This window comes from Arcticibacterium sp. SM2516 (genome assembly GCF_057914865.1).
The window spans coordinates 810,343-827,808 of record NZ_CP195290.1 but is presented as its reverse complement, the minus strand read 5'-3'; the positions used below and the strand labels follow the sequence as shown (position 1 = coordinate 827,808).

General features: G+C 38.1%; 19 protein-coding genes. 12 read left to right on the top strand and 7 right to left on the bottom strand.

Translation table 11 applies throughout. From position 1 onward, the window contains the following. The first annotated feature begins 91 nt into the window (after window positions 1–91). The 11 genes from ACSBFT_RS03540 to ACSBFT_RS03490 all read left to right on the top strand — a co-directional run bounded on the left by ACSBFT_RS03540 (window position 92) and on the right by ACSBFT_RS03490 (window position 10,354). On the top strand, window positions 92–1,126 hold the full coding sequence (locus ACSBFT_RS03540; RefSeq protein ID WP_489603502.1) for a c-type cytochrome: 1,035 nt from the start codon (window positions 92–94) through the stop codon (window positions 1,124–1,126). Then, on the top strand, window positions 1,123–1,530 hold the full coding sequence (locus tag ACSBFT_RS03535) for a DsrE family protein (protein ID WP_463048164.1): 408 nt from the start codon (window positions 1,123–1,125) through the stop codon (window positions 1,528–1,530). The genes ACSBFT_RS03540 and ACSBFT_RS03535 overlap by 4 nt, the downstream gene beginning before the upstream one ends. Before the next feature lie 99 nt (window positions 1,531–1,629). Then, window positions 1,630–2,967, top strand: a complete 1,338-nt coding sequence (locus ACSBFT_RS03530; protein WP_489603499.1) for a hypothetical protein — start codon at window positions 1,630–1,632, stop codon at window positions 2,965–2,967. Window positions 2,968–2,981: 14 nt separating this feature from the next. Beyond that, window positions 2,982–3,548 (top strand): YeeE/YedE family protein, encoded by a 567-nt coding sequence (locus ACSBFT_RS03525; protein ID WP_463048162.1) that lies wholly within the window; start codon window positions 2,982–2,984, stop codon window positions 3,546–3,548. A 2-nt stretch (window positions 3,549–3,550) separates the two neighbouring features. Further along, the gene (locus ACSBFT_RS03520; protein ID WP_489603497.1) at window positions 3,551–4,033 is read left to right on the top strand and encodes a DUF6691 family protein; all 483 of its coding nucleotides are present in this window, start codon (window positions 3,551–3,553) and stop codon (window positions 4,031–4,033) included. An 82-nt stretch (window positions 4,034–4,115) separates the two neighbouring features. Beyond that, window positions 4,116–4,910 (top strand): sulfite exporter TauE/SafE family protein, encoded by a 795-nt coding sequence (locus ACSBFT_RS03515; RefSeq protein WP_489603496.1) that lies wholly within the window; start codon window positions 4,116–4,118, stop codon window positions 4,908–4,910. A gap of 47 nt (window positions 4,911–4,957) precedes the next feature. Further along, entirely contained in the window at window positions 4,958–6,367 is a 1,410-nt protein-coding gene (locus ACSBFT_RS03510) for an MBL fold metallo-hydrolase (RefSeq protein WP_489603494.1), read from the top strand. 104 nt (window positions 6,368–6,471) lie between these two features. Beyond that, window positions 6,472–6,636 carry a hypothetical protein gene (locus ACSBFT_RS03505; RefSeq protein WP_463048158.1) on the top strand — a complete coding sequence of 55 codons (165 nt, stop codon included), beginning with the start codon at window positions 6,472–6,474 and terminating at the stop codon, window positions 6,634–6,636. Then, complete coding sequence (gene egtB, locus ACSBFT_RS03500; RefSeq protein ID WP_489603492.1) at window positions 6,602–7,750, top strand: ergothioneine biosynthesis protein EgtB; 1,149 nt, start codon at window positions 6,602–6,604, stop codon at window positions 7,748–7,750. Before ACSBFT_RS03505 ends, egtB begins: the two co-directional genes overlap by 35 nt. 7 nt (window positions 7,751–7,757) lie before the next feature. Further along, window positions 7,758–8,696, top strand: coding sequence for an L-histidine N(alpha)-methyltransferase (locus tag ACSBFT_RS03495; RefSeq protein WP_489603490.1), 939 nt, complete (start codon window positions 7,758–7,760; stop codon window positions 8,694–8,696). Window positions 8,697–9,052: 356 nt separating this feature from the next. Then, complete coding sequence (locus ACSBFT_RS03490; RefSeq protein WP_489603488.1) at window positions 9,053–10,354, top strand: hypothetical protein; 1,302 nt, start codon at window positions 9,053–9,055, stop codon at window positions 10,352–10,354. Between the two features lie 66 nt (window positions 10,355–10,420). On the opposite strand, the gene ACSBFT_RS03485 is transcribed toward ACSBFT_RS03490, so the two are convergent. Together ACSBFT_RS03485 and apaG are read right to left on the bottom strand one after the other, a co-directional pair. Then, window positions 10,421–11,191: an O-methyltransferase gene (locus ACSBFT_RS03485; protein WP_489603486.1), complete on the bottom strand. Its 771-nt coding sequence runs from the start codon at window positions 11,189–11,191 to the stop codon at window positions 10,421–10,423. Then, window positions 11,191–11,577: a Co2+/Mg2+ efflux protein ApaG gene (gene apaG / locus ACSBFT_RS03480; RefSeq protein WP_463048153.1), complete on the bottom strand. Its 387-nt coding sequence runs from the start codon at window positions 11,575–11,577 to the stop codon at window positions 11,191–11,193. The genes ACSBFT_RS03485 and apaG overlap by 1 nt, the downstream gene beginning before the upstream one ends. Window positions 11,578–11,649: 72 nt before the next feature. Here apaG and ung point away from each other — a divergent pair, with 72 nt between their 5' ends. Next, window positions 11,650–12,315: a uracil-DNA glycosylase gene (gene ung, locus ACSBFT_RS03475; RefSeq protein WP_489603483.1), complete on the top strand. Its 666-nt coding sequence runs from the start codon at window positions 11,650–11,652 to the stop codon at window positions 12,313–12,315. A 100-nt stretch (window positions 12,316–12,415) separates the two neighbouring features. Here the strand turns inward: ung and lepB are convergent, their stop codons facing one another. The 5 genes from lepB to ACSBFT_RS03450 all read right to left on the bottom strand — a co-directional run bounded on the left by lepB (window position 12,416) and on the right by ACSBFT_RS03450 (window position 16,815). Further along, window positions 12,416–13,540: a signal peptidase I gene (gene lepB / locus ACSBFT_RS03470; protein WP_463048151.1), complete on the bottom strand. Its 1,125-nt coding sequence runs from the start codon at window positions 13,538–13,540 to the stop codon at window positions 12,416–12,418. Window positions 13,541–13,621: 81 nt separating this feature from the next. Then, window positions 13,622–14,338: a 4-hydroxy-tetrahydrodipicolinate reductase gene (dapB, locus tag ACSBFT_RS03465; protein ID WP_489603481.1), complete on the bottom strand. Its 717-nt coding sequence runs from the start codon at window positions 14,336–14,338 to the stop codon at window positions 13,622–13,624. A 94-nt stretch (window positions 14,339–14,432) separates the two neighbouring features. Continuing rightward, a complete protein-coding gene (locus ACSBFT_RS03460; protein WP_489603479.1) occupies window positions 14,433–15,266 on the bottom strand; it encodes a DUF5683 domain-containing protein in 834 nt (277 codons plus the stop codon). 35 nt (window positions 15,267–15,301) lie between these two features. Continuing rightward, the gene (locus tag ACSBFT_RS03455; protein WP_489603478.1) at window positions 15,302–16,192 is read right to left on the bottom strand and encodes a ParB/RepB/Spo0J family partition protein; all 891 of its coding nucleotides are present in this window, start codon (window positions 16,190–16,192) and stop codon (window positions 15,302–15,304) included. Then, window positions 16,189–16,815 carry a ParA family protein gene (locus ACSBFT_RS03450; RefSeq protein WP_489603477.1) on the bottom strand — a complete coding sequence of 209 codons (627 nt, stop codon included), beginning with the start codon at window positions 16,813–16,815 and terminating at the stop codon, window positions 16,189–16,191. Before ACSBFT_RS03450 ends, ACSBFT_RS03455 begins: the two co-directional genes overlap by 4 nt. Window positions 16,816–17,466: the final 651 nt, after the last annotated feature.

Genomic DNA, 17,466 nt, shown 5'->3' with positions numbered 1-17,466 from the left:
TGTTGGTAAAAATGATATATCTTATGTGACAACTCTCACTTGAAGCTAGTTTAGTTGTACCTAATTTTAGTGCTTAATAAAGTATTAGCAATTGAAACAAGATGAAAAATTAATCAAAGAGGGTACCATCACCCTCAATATTCTCAAGCTCTTACTACTGCTTTTAGTAGGGCTATTTCCTATTTCAAAATTCTATATATTCCTTTCAGAAAATTGGCCTAAAGAAGCTGAAATTCCGGAGCATATCACGCCTCCTTATGAGCCCGTTCAAAAATTAGCTTCTGCTCCTATGGCATGGAGAATGCACAATAATGAATTGATAAAATATGGAGAGGAATTAATTCGGAATACGGCCTATTATATCGGCTTCAATGGAACAGAAAAACAAATCACAAACGGACTCAATTGTCAGAATTGCCATTTGGATGGGGGACAAAAACCTTGGGGAAACAATTATCTTTCTGTTGCCGCAAACTACCCTCAAATAAGGAAACGTTCGGGTAAGGAAACCGACGTTTATGGTAGAATTAATGGATGTCTACAACGTAGTTTGAATGGCTCGTCTATGGACAGTACTGAAAAAGAGATGAAAGCCATGGCAGCCTATATTCTTTGGCTTGGGCAAGATGTTCCCAAAGGTAAAATGGCCAAAGGTTCAAAAATTTACCCCCTTGACTTTTTAGACAGAGCGGCAGATCCAATTGCTGGAAAACCAGTTTATGAAAGCAAATGTGCCAGTTGCCATCAAAGCAATGGAGAAGGTATTTTAGCCGTAAATGGCAGAAGTTTCACCTATCCTCCTCTATGGGGTTCACTATCCTATAATGACGGAGCTGGACTTTTTAGAAACTCAAAATTTGCGGGGTATATAAAAATGAATATGCCATTTGGAGTAAGTCACGAAAACCCACAACTCAGCGATGAAGAAGCTTGGGATTTAGCCGCTTATGTGAACAGTATGCCCAGACCAGAAAAAGACAAAGCGAACGATTGGCCAAATATAGCTGATAAACCCCTTGACCATCCTTTCGGCCCATTTGCTGACCCCTTCCCTGAAAGCCAGCATAAATATGGACCATTTAAACCTATCCAAAACTGGTACGAAAATCAAAAAACAAAACAATGAAAAAAGTAATCCTCCTTGCCCTAATCACATTTGCGAGTATCGGTGTAAAAGCTCAAGATAAGCACAAAATCGTATTTCAGTTGGCCACTGCCGATGAGAAAGAACAAAGCTCACTAACCAGGCAATTGAATAATGTGCTTAACTATTGGCCGGAAGCAGAAATTGAAGTCGTCGTTCATAGTGGGGCTATAGAATTTATGATGAATGAAAAAAGTGTCGCCAAAGAAGCCATCCTTAAAAACATGAAACGTGGGGTTGTTTTTGCCGTTTGCCAAAACACCATGAAAGGCCATAATGTGACTAAAGAAGAGATCATTCCGGGTGCCATTTTTGTACCTGTAGGCATTGCAGAAATTGTACTAAAACAAGAAAGCGGCTTCTCTTATCTCAAAGCGGGATATTGAGTCCGTTTTAAAATATAGACGTGTGACAAAAGTTACATCTTTTCACTTTTGGCCGCTTTAGCTTTGTAAATCGGAGAAAAGCAACCTTTAATACTTTTTGTGAAAGCATTATTACACTTCATCGTGGCATTTTTATGGGTCTTTCATGTTTCTGCCCAGCAGGTAGAACATGAAAGCCTTGCTCAATTTTTGGCCAAAGGCAAGGTAAGCGGTAAAACTCGTTTTTACTTTATGGCTACGGACAATGAGGCTCCATTAAGTGATTATCACGCCTTGGGATTAGGAACAGGTATTGGGTACACCACCCCTACTTTTAAAGGTTTCTCTGCTGGAATAAGTGGCTATTTTATGCTAAACGCCGCTTCTTCGGATTTATCCATATTAGACCCGACCACCCAAAACCCTAACCGGTATGAGCTAGGTTTATTTGATGTGACAGAGCCAGAAAACAAAAATAATTTATCACGACTTGAGAATCTGTATATTCAGTTTGAGAGAAAAAGCTTCAAGGTCAAATACGGTCAGTTTGTTCCTAATCACCTTTTCATCAACCCTCAAGATGGCAGAATGAGCCCAACGATGGAAAGAGGCTTAGAGGCCAATTGGAAAAGTGAAAATTCAAAATTGATATTAGCCTTTATTCATGGAATTTCTCCTCGCTCCACAGTTAGATGGTATAAGGTATCTGATACATTCGGTATTTATCCAAGCGGAAGAGCCACAGATGGTTCGGCGGCTAGTTATCAAGGAAACATCCAGACTCCTGGAATCCTAATGGCGGAATGGAATCACAAAATAGAAAAAGGAATTCTTTTAAAGCTAGGCTCCATGTCTGTTTTAGATGTTTTTCAAACGTGGTATACCAATTTAGAGACCGAAAATAATGGTTGGAAATTCAATGCAATGGGAATATATCAGCACCCATTAAACGCAAAGACCAATCAATCTTACATAGATAAAGACGAAAAATCACTCGCCTTTAGCACTCAGATAGCAAAAGAAATCAATCAATGGCAGGCCAGTATCAACTATACAAGGATAGCTGATAAAGGCCGGTTTTTGATGCCACGGGAATGGGGACGGGAGCCCTTTTACACCTTCTTGCCAAGAGAAAGAAATGAAGGAGCGTCAGACACACATGCTGCCAGTATTAAAGTCAACCATTCACTGACCGAGCGTCTTTCTTTTAACCTTGGTTTAGGGAAATATTGGCTTCCAGACCCATCTGATGCAAGTAAAAACAAATATGCCATGCCCACTTATTACCAATTAAATGCCGAAGCAAATTACGTCTTCAACGGCTGGCTGGAAGGGGGTTCATTAAAAACAATATTTGTCAGAAAAACAGGTACTGAAGACAGCTATGACAGCCCGAAAATAATCTTTAACAAAGTGAATATGAGCACTTTGAATATCATTTTTAATTACACTTTTTAATCAATTACTAAAGTATGTTTGAGTTATTAAAACAACCATGGCCATGGTATGTGGCCGGACCATTAATTGGCCTAACGGTACCATTATTATTACTCTTAGGTAATAAATCACTGGGTATTTCTTCTTCCTTAAGGCATGTATGTGCCATGTGCATTCCAGCTGGAATTTCCTTCTTTGACTACAACTGGCGAAAAGAAGTTTGGAATTTATTTTTTGTGGTGGGCATTGCTGGTGGAGCCTTCTTGGCCACCTATTTCTTAAGCAATCCCTATCCCATAGAAATCGGTGAGCGTACACATCAATTGTTGCTTTCTTACGGAATAACAGACTTTTCTGGACTAATCCCAAATGAATTATTTGGTACTGCTCAGATATTATCTCTTAAAGGGCTCATTTTCTTTGTTATCGGCGGGTTCATGGTTGGTTTTGGTACTAGATACGCAGGTGGATGCACCAGTGGACACACCATCATGGGCTTGTCTAACTTACAATGGCCATCTTTAGTAGCCACTTGCTGCTTTATGGTTGGTGGTGTTATCATGACTCATTTAATTCTTCCTCACATTTTTAAACTTTTTTAATAATGAATAATACACTAGAAAAACGACCGGAAGCCTGCGAAGCACCAAACTCATCTAAAGAGAACGAAAGCTTCTTTTCAAATCTTAAATACCTCTTTATTGGAGCCATGTTTGGTGTTGTTTTCATCAAAGGAGAGATAGTTTCTTGGTTTAGAATTCAAGAAATGTTCCTTTTTGACAGTTTCCACATGTATGGTGTAATTGGTTCCGCCGTCATTACAGGAATTATATCTGTTTGGCTTATCAAAAAGTTTAATATCAAAACTATTTATGGTGAGCAAGTAGTCATAAATCCCAAGAAATTTAACAAGGGACAAATCTACGGTGGTCTCATCTTCGGATTAGGTTGGGCACTTACAGGAGCTTGCCCTGGGCCACTTTATGCACAACTAGGTGCTGGTTATATGGCCATTGGTGTAACGGTGCTTTCTGCTATAGCTGGCGTATGGATTTTCGGAAAATTCAGAGATAAATTACCCATGTAAACAGCCGGCTTTGTGACATGCGTCACAGCATTCCGATAATGGAGTAAGTAAGTTTGTATTAGATAATCACAAAGACTAAAAGATGACAGAAATAATAGGATATGCATTGGCCACAGTAATAGGAATAAGTTTAGGACTTATTGGTGGTGGTGGTAGCATATTAACACTTCCGATACTGGTTTACCTTTTGGCTATCAATCCGGTTTTGAGTACTGCGTATTCGCTGTTCATTGTTGGTTCTACCTCTTTAGTGGGCTCTTTTAGCTATATGAAGAAAGGTTTAGTCAACTATAAAACGGCTATCATATTTGCGATACCATCGTTCATTGCTGTTTTCTTGACTAGAAAATACCTGATGCCTGCGGTCCCAGATGAGTTGTTCAGTATTGGAAACTTTTTGGTAGATAAAGACCTAGGTATCATGGTGCTCTTTGCACTAGTCATGTTAATGGCTTCCTATTCTATGATTACCGATAATAAGCCAGAGGCAAAGGAAAACACGGAATTAAAATATAATTATCCACTCATAGCCATAGAAGGATTGGTGGTAGGAACGTTGACAGGTGTGGTAGGTGCAGGAGGCGGCTTTCTGATTATTCCGGCATTGGTGCTCTTGGTTAGGTTGCCTATGAAAATGGCGGTAGGAACTTCCCTTTTAATCATAGCCGCAAAATCACTCATTGGCTTTATGGGAGACCTTGGAAACCAAGCCATCGACTGGAAATTTCTATTCATATTCACTGGACTTTCCATACTAGGAATATTCGTTGGCACCTATTTGACCAAATTTATTCCTGGCGAAAAATTGAAAAAATCATTCGGCTGGTTTGTGCTGCTAATGGCGGTTTATATACTAGTGAAAGAAATTATACTATAAACTTAATACAGATTTAAAGAGTTATTAAACTAATAAATATTACAACTATGAAGATAGAACAGATATATACGGGTTGCCTTGCTCAAGGTGCTTATTACATTGAAAGTGAAGGAGAAGTGGCCATTATTGACCCATTACGTGAAGTACAGCCTTATATCACAAAAGCAGAAAAAGAAGGAGCTAAGATAAAATACGTTTTCGAGACTCATTTCCATGCAGATTTTGTTTCTGGACATTTAGATTTATCTCAAAAAACAGGTGCACCTATAATTTACGGACCAAACGCCGTTACCGGCTTTGATGCCATTATAGCCACGGATGGTCAAATCTTTGAATTAGGGAAAATCAAAATAAAGGTTTTGCATACTCCTGGGCACACCATGGAATCTACTTCTTACCTTTTAATAGACGAAGCGGGTAAAGAAACAGCCCTTTTTAGCGGAGATACGCTGTTTATAGGTGATGTAGGAAGACCAGATTTAGCACAAAAATCAGATTTAACTATTCAAGATTTAGCAGGTCATTTATTTGATTCTCTAAGAAACAAAATTATGGTTTTGCCAGATGATGTTACGGTATATCCAGCTCACGGTGCGGGTTCAGCCTGCGGCAAAAACATGAGTAAGGAAACTACGGATACGTTGCTTAATCAAAAAAATACGAATTACGCTTTAAGAGCCAATATGACCAAGGAAGAATTTATCAAGGAAGTGACAGACGGCCTTGCTCCTCCTCCACAGTATTTCCCTGAAAACGTAAAAATGAATAAGGAGGGTTATGAGTCTATTGATACCGTAATGGATAGAGGAGCTCAGGCTTTAAGTCCAATTGCTTTTGAGGCTGCCGCCAATGAAACTGGTGCTGTGGTTTTAGACACCCGTGACCCACAAGAATTTGGAGCTGGTTTTGTTCCAAATTCCATCAATATTGGACTCAATGGTCAATTTGCCCCTTGGGTGGGTGCGTTGATTCCAGATTTGAAACAAGAAATTTTATTAATCACAGAAGCTGGAAAAGAAGAAGAAACGGTGATACGCCTTGCCAGAGTGGGATATGACAATACCTTAGGATACCTAAAAGGTGGTTTTGAGGCTTGGAAAACTTCGGGTGCAGAAACAGACAGCATTGTGTCCATTGACGCCAAAGAACTGTCTGAAAGAATGACTGGTGAAGAAATAAACGTGATAGACGTTAGAAAACCTAGCGAATACGAAGCCGAGCATATAGAAGATGTGGCTAATTTTCCATTGGACTTCATCAATGATAACATGGCAGAACTAAACAGAGACAAAGCCTATACCATACACTGTGCAGGTGGCTACCGCTCTATGATGGCAGCCAGCATTTTAAAAGCCAGAGGTTTTGAAGTAGTGGACGTAAAAGGAGGCTTTGCAGCCATCGATAAGTCAGGACTTTTTAAGACAACGGCATTTGTTTGTCCTAGTACTTTAAAGTAAATTCTGAGCAATTACTAATATGAATCTAAAAAGCTAAACCGAAAGGTTTGGCTTTTTTTTGGGTAAGGGTTCTTGTTTTCTATATGAGAGCTGATATCTAAGAAATGTCTAGTCACCTGAAATCGGCGGGCATTCCTGACGAAATCCCACTAAAACCTTTAGCATTTAAAGAAAGTGGTAAACCCTTTTTAACCCATATCCGTTTATTAGGACATAGAACTCAAAATAGTCCAAATGAACTCGCTATTAGAAAAGTACTTATACACTAGAAAACACTCCGAAAAGCTCTGTGCACCATTAAATCATGAAGATTATGTGCCTCAGAGTGCCGAATTTGCCAGCCCACCTAAATGGCATTTAGCCCATATTACTTGGTTTTGGGAAGAAATGGTTTTGCTTAAATACGTGAAGGATTATCAAGTTTTTGACCCTTCTTACAGATTTCTATTTAACAGCTACTACAACTCGGTAGGAGACAGACTAAAAAGAAATGAAAGAGGTTTAATTAGCCGACCAAACGTTCCCACCGTCTATGAGTTCAGAAAATATGTGGATGGGTACATGATCGAGCTTTTGCAACAAGAAACCTCTGAAGAACTTAAAAACTTAGTACACTTGGGCATCAACCATGAACAGCAACATCAAGAGCTACTACTGACCGACTTAAAATATACTTTTTCTAAGAATCCTACTTATCCTGTTTTTACAAAAGAACCTCTAATTGACACTCAAAACGAGGAGTCTGGATGGTTAGAAATCCCAGAGGGTGTTTATGAAATAGGTCACCATTCAAATGACTTCTGTTTTGATAATGAACTTGGCAGGCATAAGGTATATTTAAATCCATATGAAATAGCCCAAAACCTTGTCACCAACGGCGAGTTTATAGCATTTCTAAACAGTGGAGCCTACCATAAATCAGAATATTGGTTGGACGAAGGCTGGGCTTGGATTCAGGAGCATAAAATTGAAAAGCCACTTTATTGGTATTTTGTAGAAGACGGATGGTGGCATTACACCTTAGCGGGTTTACAGAAGGTAAATCACGAAAGCATACTTTCACACATTTCCTTCTACGAAGCGGCGGCTTACGCACAATGGAAAGGCTGCCGCTTACCTACCGAATTTGAATGGGAAATAGCTTCCAAATATTTAAAATGGGGCCAACGATGGGAATGGACAAATTCTTCCTATCTCCCCTACCCTAATTTTGCGATAGCTGAAGGAGCAGTTGGCGAATACAATGGCAAATTCATGATAAACCAGATGGTGCTTCGTGGTGCTTCTGTGGCCACTGCCGAAGGGCATAGCAGACCTACCTACCGTAATTTTTTTCCACCTAACACCCAATGGCAATTCTCTGGAATTCGATTAGCCAAATAATATTGCAATGAGTCAATTCGAAAAAGACGTTCACGATGGCCTTAGTCAATCGCCCAAATTTCTTTATTCTAAATATTTCTATGATAAGATAGGCGACGAGCTGTTTGTGCAAATTATGAACATGCCAGAATACTATCTCTTTAATGCCGAATTTGAAATATTTAGCGAGCAAAATCAGCAAATTATCAGTGCTTTAAAAATAAATCCTGATTTGTATTTTGAACTCATAGAGTTAGGAGCGGGAGACGGTACCAAAACCAAACAACTATTAAAGTCTTTAGTGGCAGCGAATTATAGTTTTGACTATATGCCAGTGGACATTTCTGAAAATGCCTTAGAAAATTTGGAGACATCACTAAAAAATGAAATCCCCAGCCTTTCCGTAAAAACTAAGCAAGGAGACTATTTTGAGGTACTTAGTGCTCTAAAAGACTCCCATCATCCAAAGGTTGTTTTATTTTTAGGTTCAAATATTGGCAACCTGCTAGACCAAAGTGCACATGATTTCATCCATGAACTTGGTGCCTGCCTTAGTACCGACGACAAGCTCTATCTGGGAGTTGACCTAATTAAACCTGTAGATATTGTCCTGCCCGCATATAACGATGCAGCGGGAATTACCGCCAGATTTAATCTCAACCTTTTACATAGAATAAATATAGAATTAGGAGGTAATTTCTGCTTAGAGAAGTTTATTCATAAACCAGAATACACAGAAGAAGAGGGTATTGCGAGGAGTTTTTTAGAATGTACAAAAGACCATAAAGTACTTATCGCAAATAAGAGCTATCATTTTACGAAAGGAGAAAAAATCCACACAGAAATTTCTAGAAAATACAATGACGAAATCATGAGAAAAATTCTAAGCAATACTGATTTTAAAATGATTCATAAATTAACGGATTCTAAAAAGCTCTTTGCCAACTATGTTTTGGAAAGAGCTTAATTTAACCCGCTTTATGCCTCCTGATAGCTATCGGTACCGTAGCTAAATTGCTTCAAATAAGTTCGTAAACGCACTTAAATTCAATTACCAGAACCCTTCGGCATTAGCTCAGGATAAACCGCTATGCTAATCTCGTTTAAATACCTGATTTATTACACTTTAAAACTCATTACAATTCTCCAATGCATATACCGAGTTTAAAGGCTCATTCACTTTCTAATTTGGAAAGCTTCTTATTACATATAGAGTAACCGGTATATTCTGTCTTCAAAAGCTATTGAATAAGTCGGAAAAATATTACTTTTTTGAAACTCAAAGAATGCAGCATTCGAGCCATTCTAAATCAACCTAGTACAATGAAAAAACACAAATTAGTCTTGACATTAATTGCCATAGGCATTTCCTTTATTTCTAACGCACAATCTATTAAAAACGGTAAATTATTTCTCAATGAAGAGGGTTCCAAATGGGTGAAACTCACCATGCTCAATCAAGTATGGCTAAGACAAACCGACAATAACCCAGGAAGTACGCTTTTTGGCTACAGCAAGGCATCCAGTACCAATATTGGCATAAGAAGATACCGGGTTCAGTTTTTGGGTCAGTTAACAGATAGAGTCTTCTTTTATTCGCAATTTGGAGAGAACAACTTCAGTGCCTCTGCCGATAGAAAATTGGGCTTCTTTGTTCATGACGCCATAGGCGAATATGCCATAGATAAAGAAAAATTAAGTCTAGGAGCCGGACTTACGGCTTGGAGCGGTCTTTCTCGCTTTTCCTCTCCTTCTGTAGGCTCTATTTTAGGGGTAGACGCTCCATTATTTCTTCAAAGTACCAATGACGTCACAGACCAGTTTTTAAGAAAGCTTTCGGTTTATGCTAAAGGTAAATTGGGTAAACTAGATTATAGATTAACGATGGCTGAGCCCATGGCCATTCAGAAATCAAATGGTTATAATGCCAAAGTAACATCACAGTCCGACTTCTCTTCTAGACCAGCTAAAAAACAATGGAATGGTTATTTCATGTATCAGTTCAAAGACCAAGAGTCTAATATGACCCCTTATAATACTGGTACCTACATGGGAAATAAATCGGTCTTTAATATTGGAGCAGGCTTTGTTTATCAACCAGATGCCATGTGGCATTCTGCCTCTAATGGCTTAGATACCATAAGTACCAACATGGTACAGCTAGCAGCAGATATTTTTTATGATGCCCCCATTCATGAAAATGGATCTTCTATTAGCCTTTATGGAAACTATACGCATTTCGACTTTGGCCCGAACTATTATAGAAATCTGGGTGCCATGAACCCAACCAATGGTACCACTAATACCGACCTGTTAAACGGTACAGGAAACAACTTCCCTGCATACGGTACTGGCGATGTTCTTTATGCACAAGCCGGCTATAAGTTGAAAGATAATCTAATAGGCCAGACCACTTTAATGCCTTATGTTTCTATTCAGTATGCCAATTATGAACGATTAAAAGACCCAGTAAACTTCACGGATGTTGGCTTTACTTGGTTGCTTTCCGGGCAGACATCTAAGTTAACTGCGGCCTACCAAAGTAGACCACTTTATGATAATGCTGGGGAAAAAATTGACAGAAAAGGAAGTTTCATTTTACAGTACCAAGTCTATTTCAATTGATATTTTTGATATTAGATTTTGAGGTTAACTGAAAAAGCTCCAGAGATTTATTCTTTGGCGTTTTTTTTATGCCTTTAAAATATAATGCTGCTTAGGTTGATTCTTTCTAAAAAAGACGATTCCCATCTGAAAAAAATCTAGACTTAAACTCACTTCTGGATGTTCCTTTATCTCATTCCAAGCTTTTTTCATGCCATTTGACCAATAGATATCATCAAAAACAAAACAGCTATTTTCATGAGCTTTTGCCAAACAAAGTCTGAAATATTCTAAAGTAGGGGCATATTGATGATTGGCATCAAAAAAAACGAAATCCAATGGGGGCATTTGATGAAGGCAATACTTAAGAGAATCGTTGATATCACCTAGCATCGGTGTAATGTTATAAAGTGCGAGTTTATTAAAGCCTTCTTTAGCCACTTTCAATGTCTCTGGACAACCTTCAAAGGTATAAACTTTACCATATTTAGCAGTTTTAGACATCAAAGCCGTAGTTATTCCTAATGAGGTTCCTAACTCTACAATGGTTTTGTAATCATATTTAGAAATTATTCTGGATAATATCCCCGACCACTTCTCTGATTTTTTAGCCTTTTTTGCTATCTCAGAAACCGTTTTATATGCTTTGTTAGAATATTTAGAGCCAGCTCCTAAATCGTTGATTTTTATTTCTCTCTTATCTTTTAATAGACTTTCCCTTAATGCTTTAATATCCGCATCGTCAATGTTAAGTTTTTTGTATTTTATAACGTCTACATAAAATTCAAAAACGAAGGGAGAATGGAGCGAATGCTCGTTTTTAGCTTGGAAAGCATGATTCAGGAAATCCTTTATCATTAATTTTGAGAAAATGGCGTAAGTAGATTAAACTCAGGAATATTGACTTCAAATCGTTTACCGTCTAAAGACCTTTCCATCATAAAAGTGCCGAACATCTTTCCTAAAGTAGTTGAAAGATTACATCCAGATACGTATTTATGTTCTTGCCCAGGCTCTATAATGGGCTGCACACCTATAACGCCCTCGCCCTGAACCTCTCTTTTAAAACCACTGGCATCTACGATATGCCAATGTCTGCTTAATAATTGGATAGTGTGCGTACTGTTGTTCTCAATAGAAATTTCGTAAGCGAATACAAAATTCATCTGCCGCGGACTAGAGTAGTACGGCTGATACTTCGTTTTCACACTAACTTTAACACCTTCTGTAACTGCTGTAACCATTTTTTAACAATTATCTAAAACAAAAATAAGTAATTTAGCCTATTCAAAAAACGTACCTACACCTCAAGAAGTATGGCAATAAAAATAGAGCAGAGTTGGAATATAGCCCTTGAACAAGAATTTAGCAAACCTTATTTCAATAACTTGATAGATTTTGTAAAAAAAGAATATGCTCAAAACCTATGCTACCCTCCTGCCAAACTAATTTTTAACGCTTTCGACAGCTGCCCTTTTAATACTACAAAGGTAATAATACTTGGTCAAGATCCATACCATGGTGTTAATCAAGCACATGGTTTATGCTTTTCTGTTAATGACAATGTACCTTTACCTCCATCATTAAGAAATATCTTCAAAGAATTGCGAGATGACATGGGAAAAGAAATTCCAGCATCTGGCAATCTACAACACTGGGCAGACCAAGGTGTGCTTATGCTTAACGCCACGCTTACCGTTAAAGCAGGCCAAGCGGGCTCTCATCAGAAGAAAGGCTGGGAAACCTTTACAGACGCTGTAATAGATACATTGAACAAAGAGAAAGAAGGTCTGGTTTTTATGCTTTGGGGTAATTATGCCCAGAACAAAGGTAAATTTATAGATGAAAAAAAGCACCTGGTTTTAAAAGCAAAGCACCCTTCTCCCCTCTCAGCCAATTTCGGCGGCTGGTTTGGTCAAAAACACTTTTCTCAGTGTAACACCTATTTGAAAAACTTAGATAAGCCAGATATCAAATGGTAGAAGATAATGACCTAAATGGTTTTCATGCTCTATCAAAATACTCCAAACAAAAAAAGCGACCTCCTTCCGGAAGTCGCTTTCAATAATCATCAACCTTTTCTTACTTAATTAAGCTGAAAAGTCTTTTCCATCTAATCTTGTTTAAGAAACTGCCTTCAGAGTCTATAGACATCCAAATAAACACCGCTTTTCCTACGATATGATCTCCTGGTACAAAACCCCAAAAACGGCTATCGTCAGACTCATAACGGTTATCTCCCATCATGAAATAATAATCTTGATTAAAGGTATATTCCGTAATGGCAACACCATCAATATAAACCTTTCCATCTTTTACTTCAGCGTTCTCATTATGGTCAAAAGTGGTAATAACACCTTTATATAAAGCAAAGTTTTTTTCGTCGGTTAAGTCTATAGTCATTCCTTTTTTAGGAATAGTCACAGGACCAAAATTGTCTCTGTTCCAGTTCAACAAATCTGGTCTATAAGGAAAACTTTTATAGGGTGTGGCTTCGTCACCAGCTTCTATGATGTCTGGATAAATATTAGAGATAAAATCCAAACTGTTCAAATTATCTACGGCACTTTCTGTAGCATTAATGGCATAATAATACTTGCCTTCCTGTGTTCCAGAACCTCTTTCTGTTACATCATATTTTTTCCAAAGGTTCGGATTAATATTTGTAGAGCTTTCCACGGTATACCATTTCTGAAGACCCGCAGGGTTTTCTACAGCCTTATCATTTACATATACTTGAGCATCTTTAACACTTACCACATCTCCAGCTATACCAATACACCTCTTAATATAATTGGTTCTTAAATCCACTGGATATTTGTCGAAACCACCAAACTGGTCTGGTCTTTCAGGGCATCCGGGATAGTTAAACACCACCACATCATTATTTTTCACCGAAGTAAAACCAGGCAATCTATAATTTGGAAGCTGAATGAGCGTAGAGTAAGATGGAATCTCCGTAAACCATATTTTTTGATGTGTCAATGGCACTTGTAAAATCGTTTTTGGCGTACGTGTACCATAATGCATCTTACTCACAAAAAGGAAATCATTGACCAAAAGGCTTTTCTCCATAGAACCCGTAGGAATGGTATAAGCCTCTAAAAACATCCATCTAATTAAGGTTGCGGCCACTACCGCAAACAGTACGGAATCAAACCATTCTCTAATTGGACCTTTCTTTTTTTTATCTTTTTCTGTTGCCATCTAGCTATTAAAATTTTGGCGAAACTAATTCAATTATTTCAATAAATCCTTACAAAAAAGGAGGAAGGGTGTATATCGGTGTTAAAAACCCAGCATTTCTTCCATTCCCACTACTCCTTTCTCTTTTTGTATCCACTCAGCCGCTATCACCGCACCAAGAGCAAAACCTTGTCTACTTTTGGCTTCATGTTTTATTTCTATCTCATCTACATCAGAAATATACTTGATAGTGTGCGTACCTGGCACTTTCCCTTCTCTGATACTCCATATCGGTACTTCATTTTCCGACGGAATAGCCTGATTCACCCAAATGTCTTTGGTATCGTTATTTTCCATAATACCTTCTGCCAATGTAATGGCCGTTCCACTTGGAGAATCCAGTTTTTCGGTATGATGAATTTCACTGCTGGTAATTTCGTATTGGTTATGGCCATTCATCAGTTTCGCCAATTGTTTATTTAACTGGAAAAACAAATTGACCCCAACGCTGTAATTACTGGCATAGAAAAAGGTAGCCCCATTGCTATTACATAGCTCTTCTATTTCTGTTTTATGCTCTAACCAACCCGTGGTTCCAGAAACTGTTTTTAAACCCGCACCCATACAGAACTTTAAATTCTCATAAGCCGAAGAAGGAGAACTGAACTCAATCACGGCATCCGTATTATCAGGGCTGATTTTTCCCCTATCATCCAGATTAGAAACATCTATTTTGAACGATATGGTGTGTCCTCGGGCTATGGCAATTTGCTCAATCACCTTTCCCATTTTACCATATCCTAATAATGCTATTCTCATATCCACTTAATTATAAATCCTTAAAATCAAACTATTAACACCTTAAAAATCTCGCCTTTTGTTCAACTCATCAAACCAGAAGCAAATGGTCGCTTTACTTAAAATTAAATGCCAACTTAATGCCAGAGGCGTGCATGCCAAATGTCTCTGGGCCTGCCGGAGAAATTTTCCAAGAAATATCTTCCGACATATCAAAGGTTTTTAAATGAGCAGCCACATTAGCTTCTAAAGCAAAAAATAACCAACCCGCCGCAAAACCTATCACAGAGGCATCTCTCCATCTTCTATACTGGTCTTTGGCAGATTTAAAGGTACTTGCATCAAAAGAACCTATCACATCTGCCCCTTCTGTCTCGTGGGCAATAAAATAAACTTCCTCATTTCCTTTCTCTGTTTCTCCATAAACCAATCCTTTCTTCTCCTCCAAAGTATACTGAACGCCTTCGGAATTTTGAAGATAAAAAGTGCTATTGTCTTTATCGTTTGATAGATAAAATAGAAAGGAACTTGATAATGCATTGGTGGCCGTTAAATCGGTATCGTCCTTAAAAACCAATCCACGACTTAATAAAGTAGCTCTAGTATAATGACCTAAATACTTTTTGTATCTCTTATTATTGGTGTATGCTCCAAAATAATAACCAGCTCCAGCTCCTGCGTATACTATTCCCATCTTCCAATAATCTCTATTGGTATATTGCCCCCAACCTGGTAAAAACAGAGACCTCACAAAAGCTATTCTAGGCTTTTCGTTAGCTTCATAAGGTCTTAATCCAAAGGTCTTTGCCAATGTTTTGAGGAATACTTTGGACGTATCTTTAGCAGTTACATTTTTCAAAAGCGAGTCTGCCTTAACCACAATGGTACTGTCTTGAGCAAAACTACCCAAGCCGCAAAGCAGTAGAAAACAAAGCAAAATTGACCTCATATAATGTTTAAAACGGAATTTTAAGCTTTAAAATTCTATTTCCTTCTCAGTCTATTTAATATTTGTTCCAACTCCTCATTTGATTTAAAAGGAATCTTAATTTCACCTTTACTTCTCGCGTCTGATTTAATCAACACTTTGGTGCCAAACCAACCCGCCAAATTCTCTTGAAGATTTAAATGTTCGTTTTTTAAGGAAGAAACTTTTTTAGGGGCTTTTTCTTTAAAGTCACTTTGGTTTATGCTTCTAACTAAATCCTCAACCTTCCTCACGGACAACTGCTCATGCACCGTTTTCCTGAACACTTTGGCCATTAGGTGCTCATCTTCCAAACCTAAGATAGCTCTAGCATGCCCCATAGAAATGGCCTTTTCCCTAAGTCCTTCCTGCACCTCCACTGGTAATTTGAGAAGTCTTACGTAGTTATTGACCGTAGAACGATTTTTACCCACACGCTCTCCTAAGTCCTCCAACCTAAGCTGGCACTCGTCCATAAGTCTTTGATAACTGAGAGCCACTTCCATAGCATTAAGGTTCTCTCTCTGGATATTCTCAATCAAAGCCATCTCTAGCATTTGTTGATTATCCGCTGTTCTGATATACGCCGGTATCGTCTTGAGATTGGCTAATTTAGACGCTTGAAACCTCCTTTCTCCAGAAATTAACTGAAACTTACCTTCTGGTAATTCCCTCACTGTAATAGGCTGAATGATTCCCTGTACTCGGATAGAATCTGCCAGCTCTTGCAGTGATTCCTCATCAAAATGAGTACGTGGCTGATACGGATTAGTTTCAATAGAAGATAGCCTTATTTCTGAACTGATTACCGCAGTCTCTACACTGGCATTCTGCTCTTCGGGCTCCTCCTTCTCCTTTTCTGGCAATAATGCCCCTAAACCTCTCCCAAGTCCTCTTCGCTGTTTCATTGATCTTTATCTAAAAGGTTATTTGCTAAATTTAAATACGTCACTGCGGCTTTCTCTGTCATTTTACTTTGAGAAAAAGTCTCAAAATCCTTTTGCCTCGCTAAATAATAATTTCTTTGAATAGAGAAATTAAAGAGCAAATCTCCAAAATATTTCTCCATACTAGAAATAACAATTTCTCCCGAACTGGTTCCTAATCTATGCATCACGGGTATTAAGCCTTCAATTGGCATATTGGAGCCAGAAATTGCGTCAAAAAATGATTTCAAGGTATTAAGACCGTAGTACTCCGCCTCCACAGGCACGATCAGCTTTGCTTTACTTGAAAACTTCTGCGTCATATCAGCTAGCTTATTCATGCCCACATCCATTAAGACATACTGAAAAGCATCGGTATCTTCTGGGTTTACGTCCTGAGAACATAGGAAACTCAAAAAGGGTGACACATAGTTGATGGAACTACTCTTCTGTGGGTTAAGTAATCCATTTACCCAACTGTTAAGTCCGCAATCTATGAGAAGCGTCTTTTTGCCCATTGCTGCGAAGCAAAGAGCCAGATTGAAAGCGGTAGTGGTTTTTCCCGACTGTGGGGAAGCGTTAGAAATTATGTAAGTTTTAGCCATTCTTAAAAGCAAATCTCTCCTTAATTCATGGCTTTACAAACAATTGTTCCACGATTTTTCTATGAATTGTTCCACGAAATTAAGAAATAAGAAATTTCCCTTCCGAAAGTACGCTATTTCGAGCTTCTCCTTAAGATTTACAAAGAAGAATGTGGAAACAATTTATTTACTTCCACGTCTCCAAATATTCATTATCAAAAAAAAATCTTCTCATTAACCAGACATCTTTTACATTGGTGAAATATGAATTCCGACCATGCAATAGTCTGCCGTGGGGAAAGAAAATCGCTACTCCCACTTTTAAAAAAAAACGGCACTGTGATGTCTGAAAATCATTTTGACCCTTGATATCGGCTTCTCAAGAAACAATCTCAAACTGTTTTTAACCCGGATTATGCGTTGGGGAATTGTTATGAGTAGTTTAATTGCAATAAATCAGACAATTAAAGGAAATTAGCATAACACAGCTATGGTGATTGAGTTTAAATGGGTTTACGTACTGATTTTAAGCAATTTAGCTACGGTCCCGATAGCTATCGGGAGATTTTCTAATGCATAAAGCGGGTTTAATCATTCCTTAAGATTAGGCTGTTTAATAATTAAAGCGTTTTCTTATCTTAGTCTGATTTTATAATTCAACAATAAACCCTA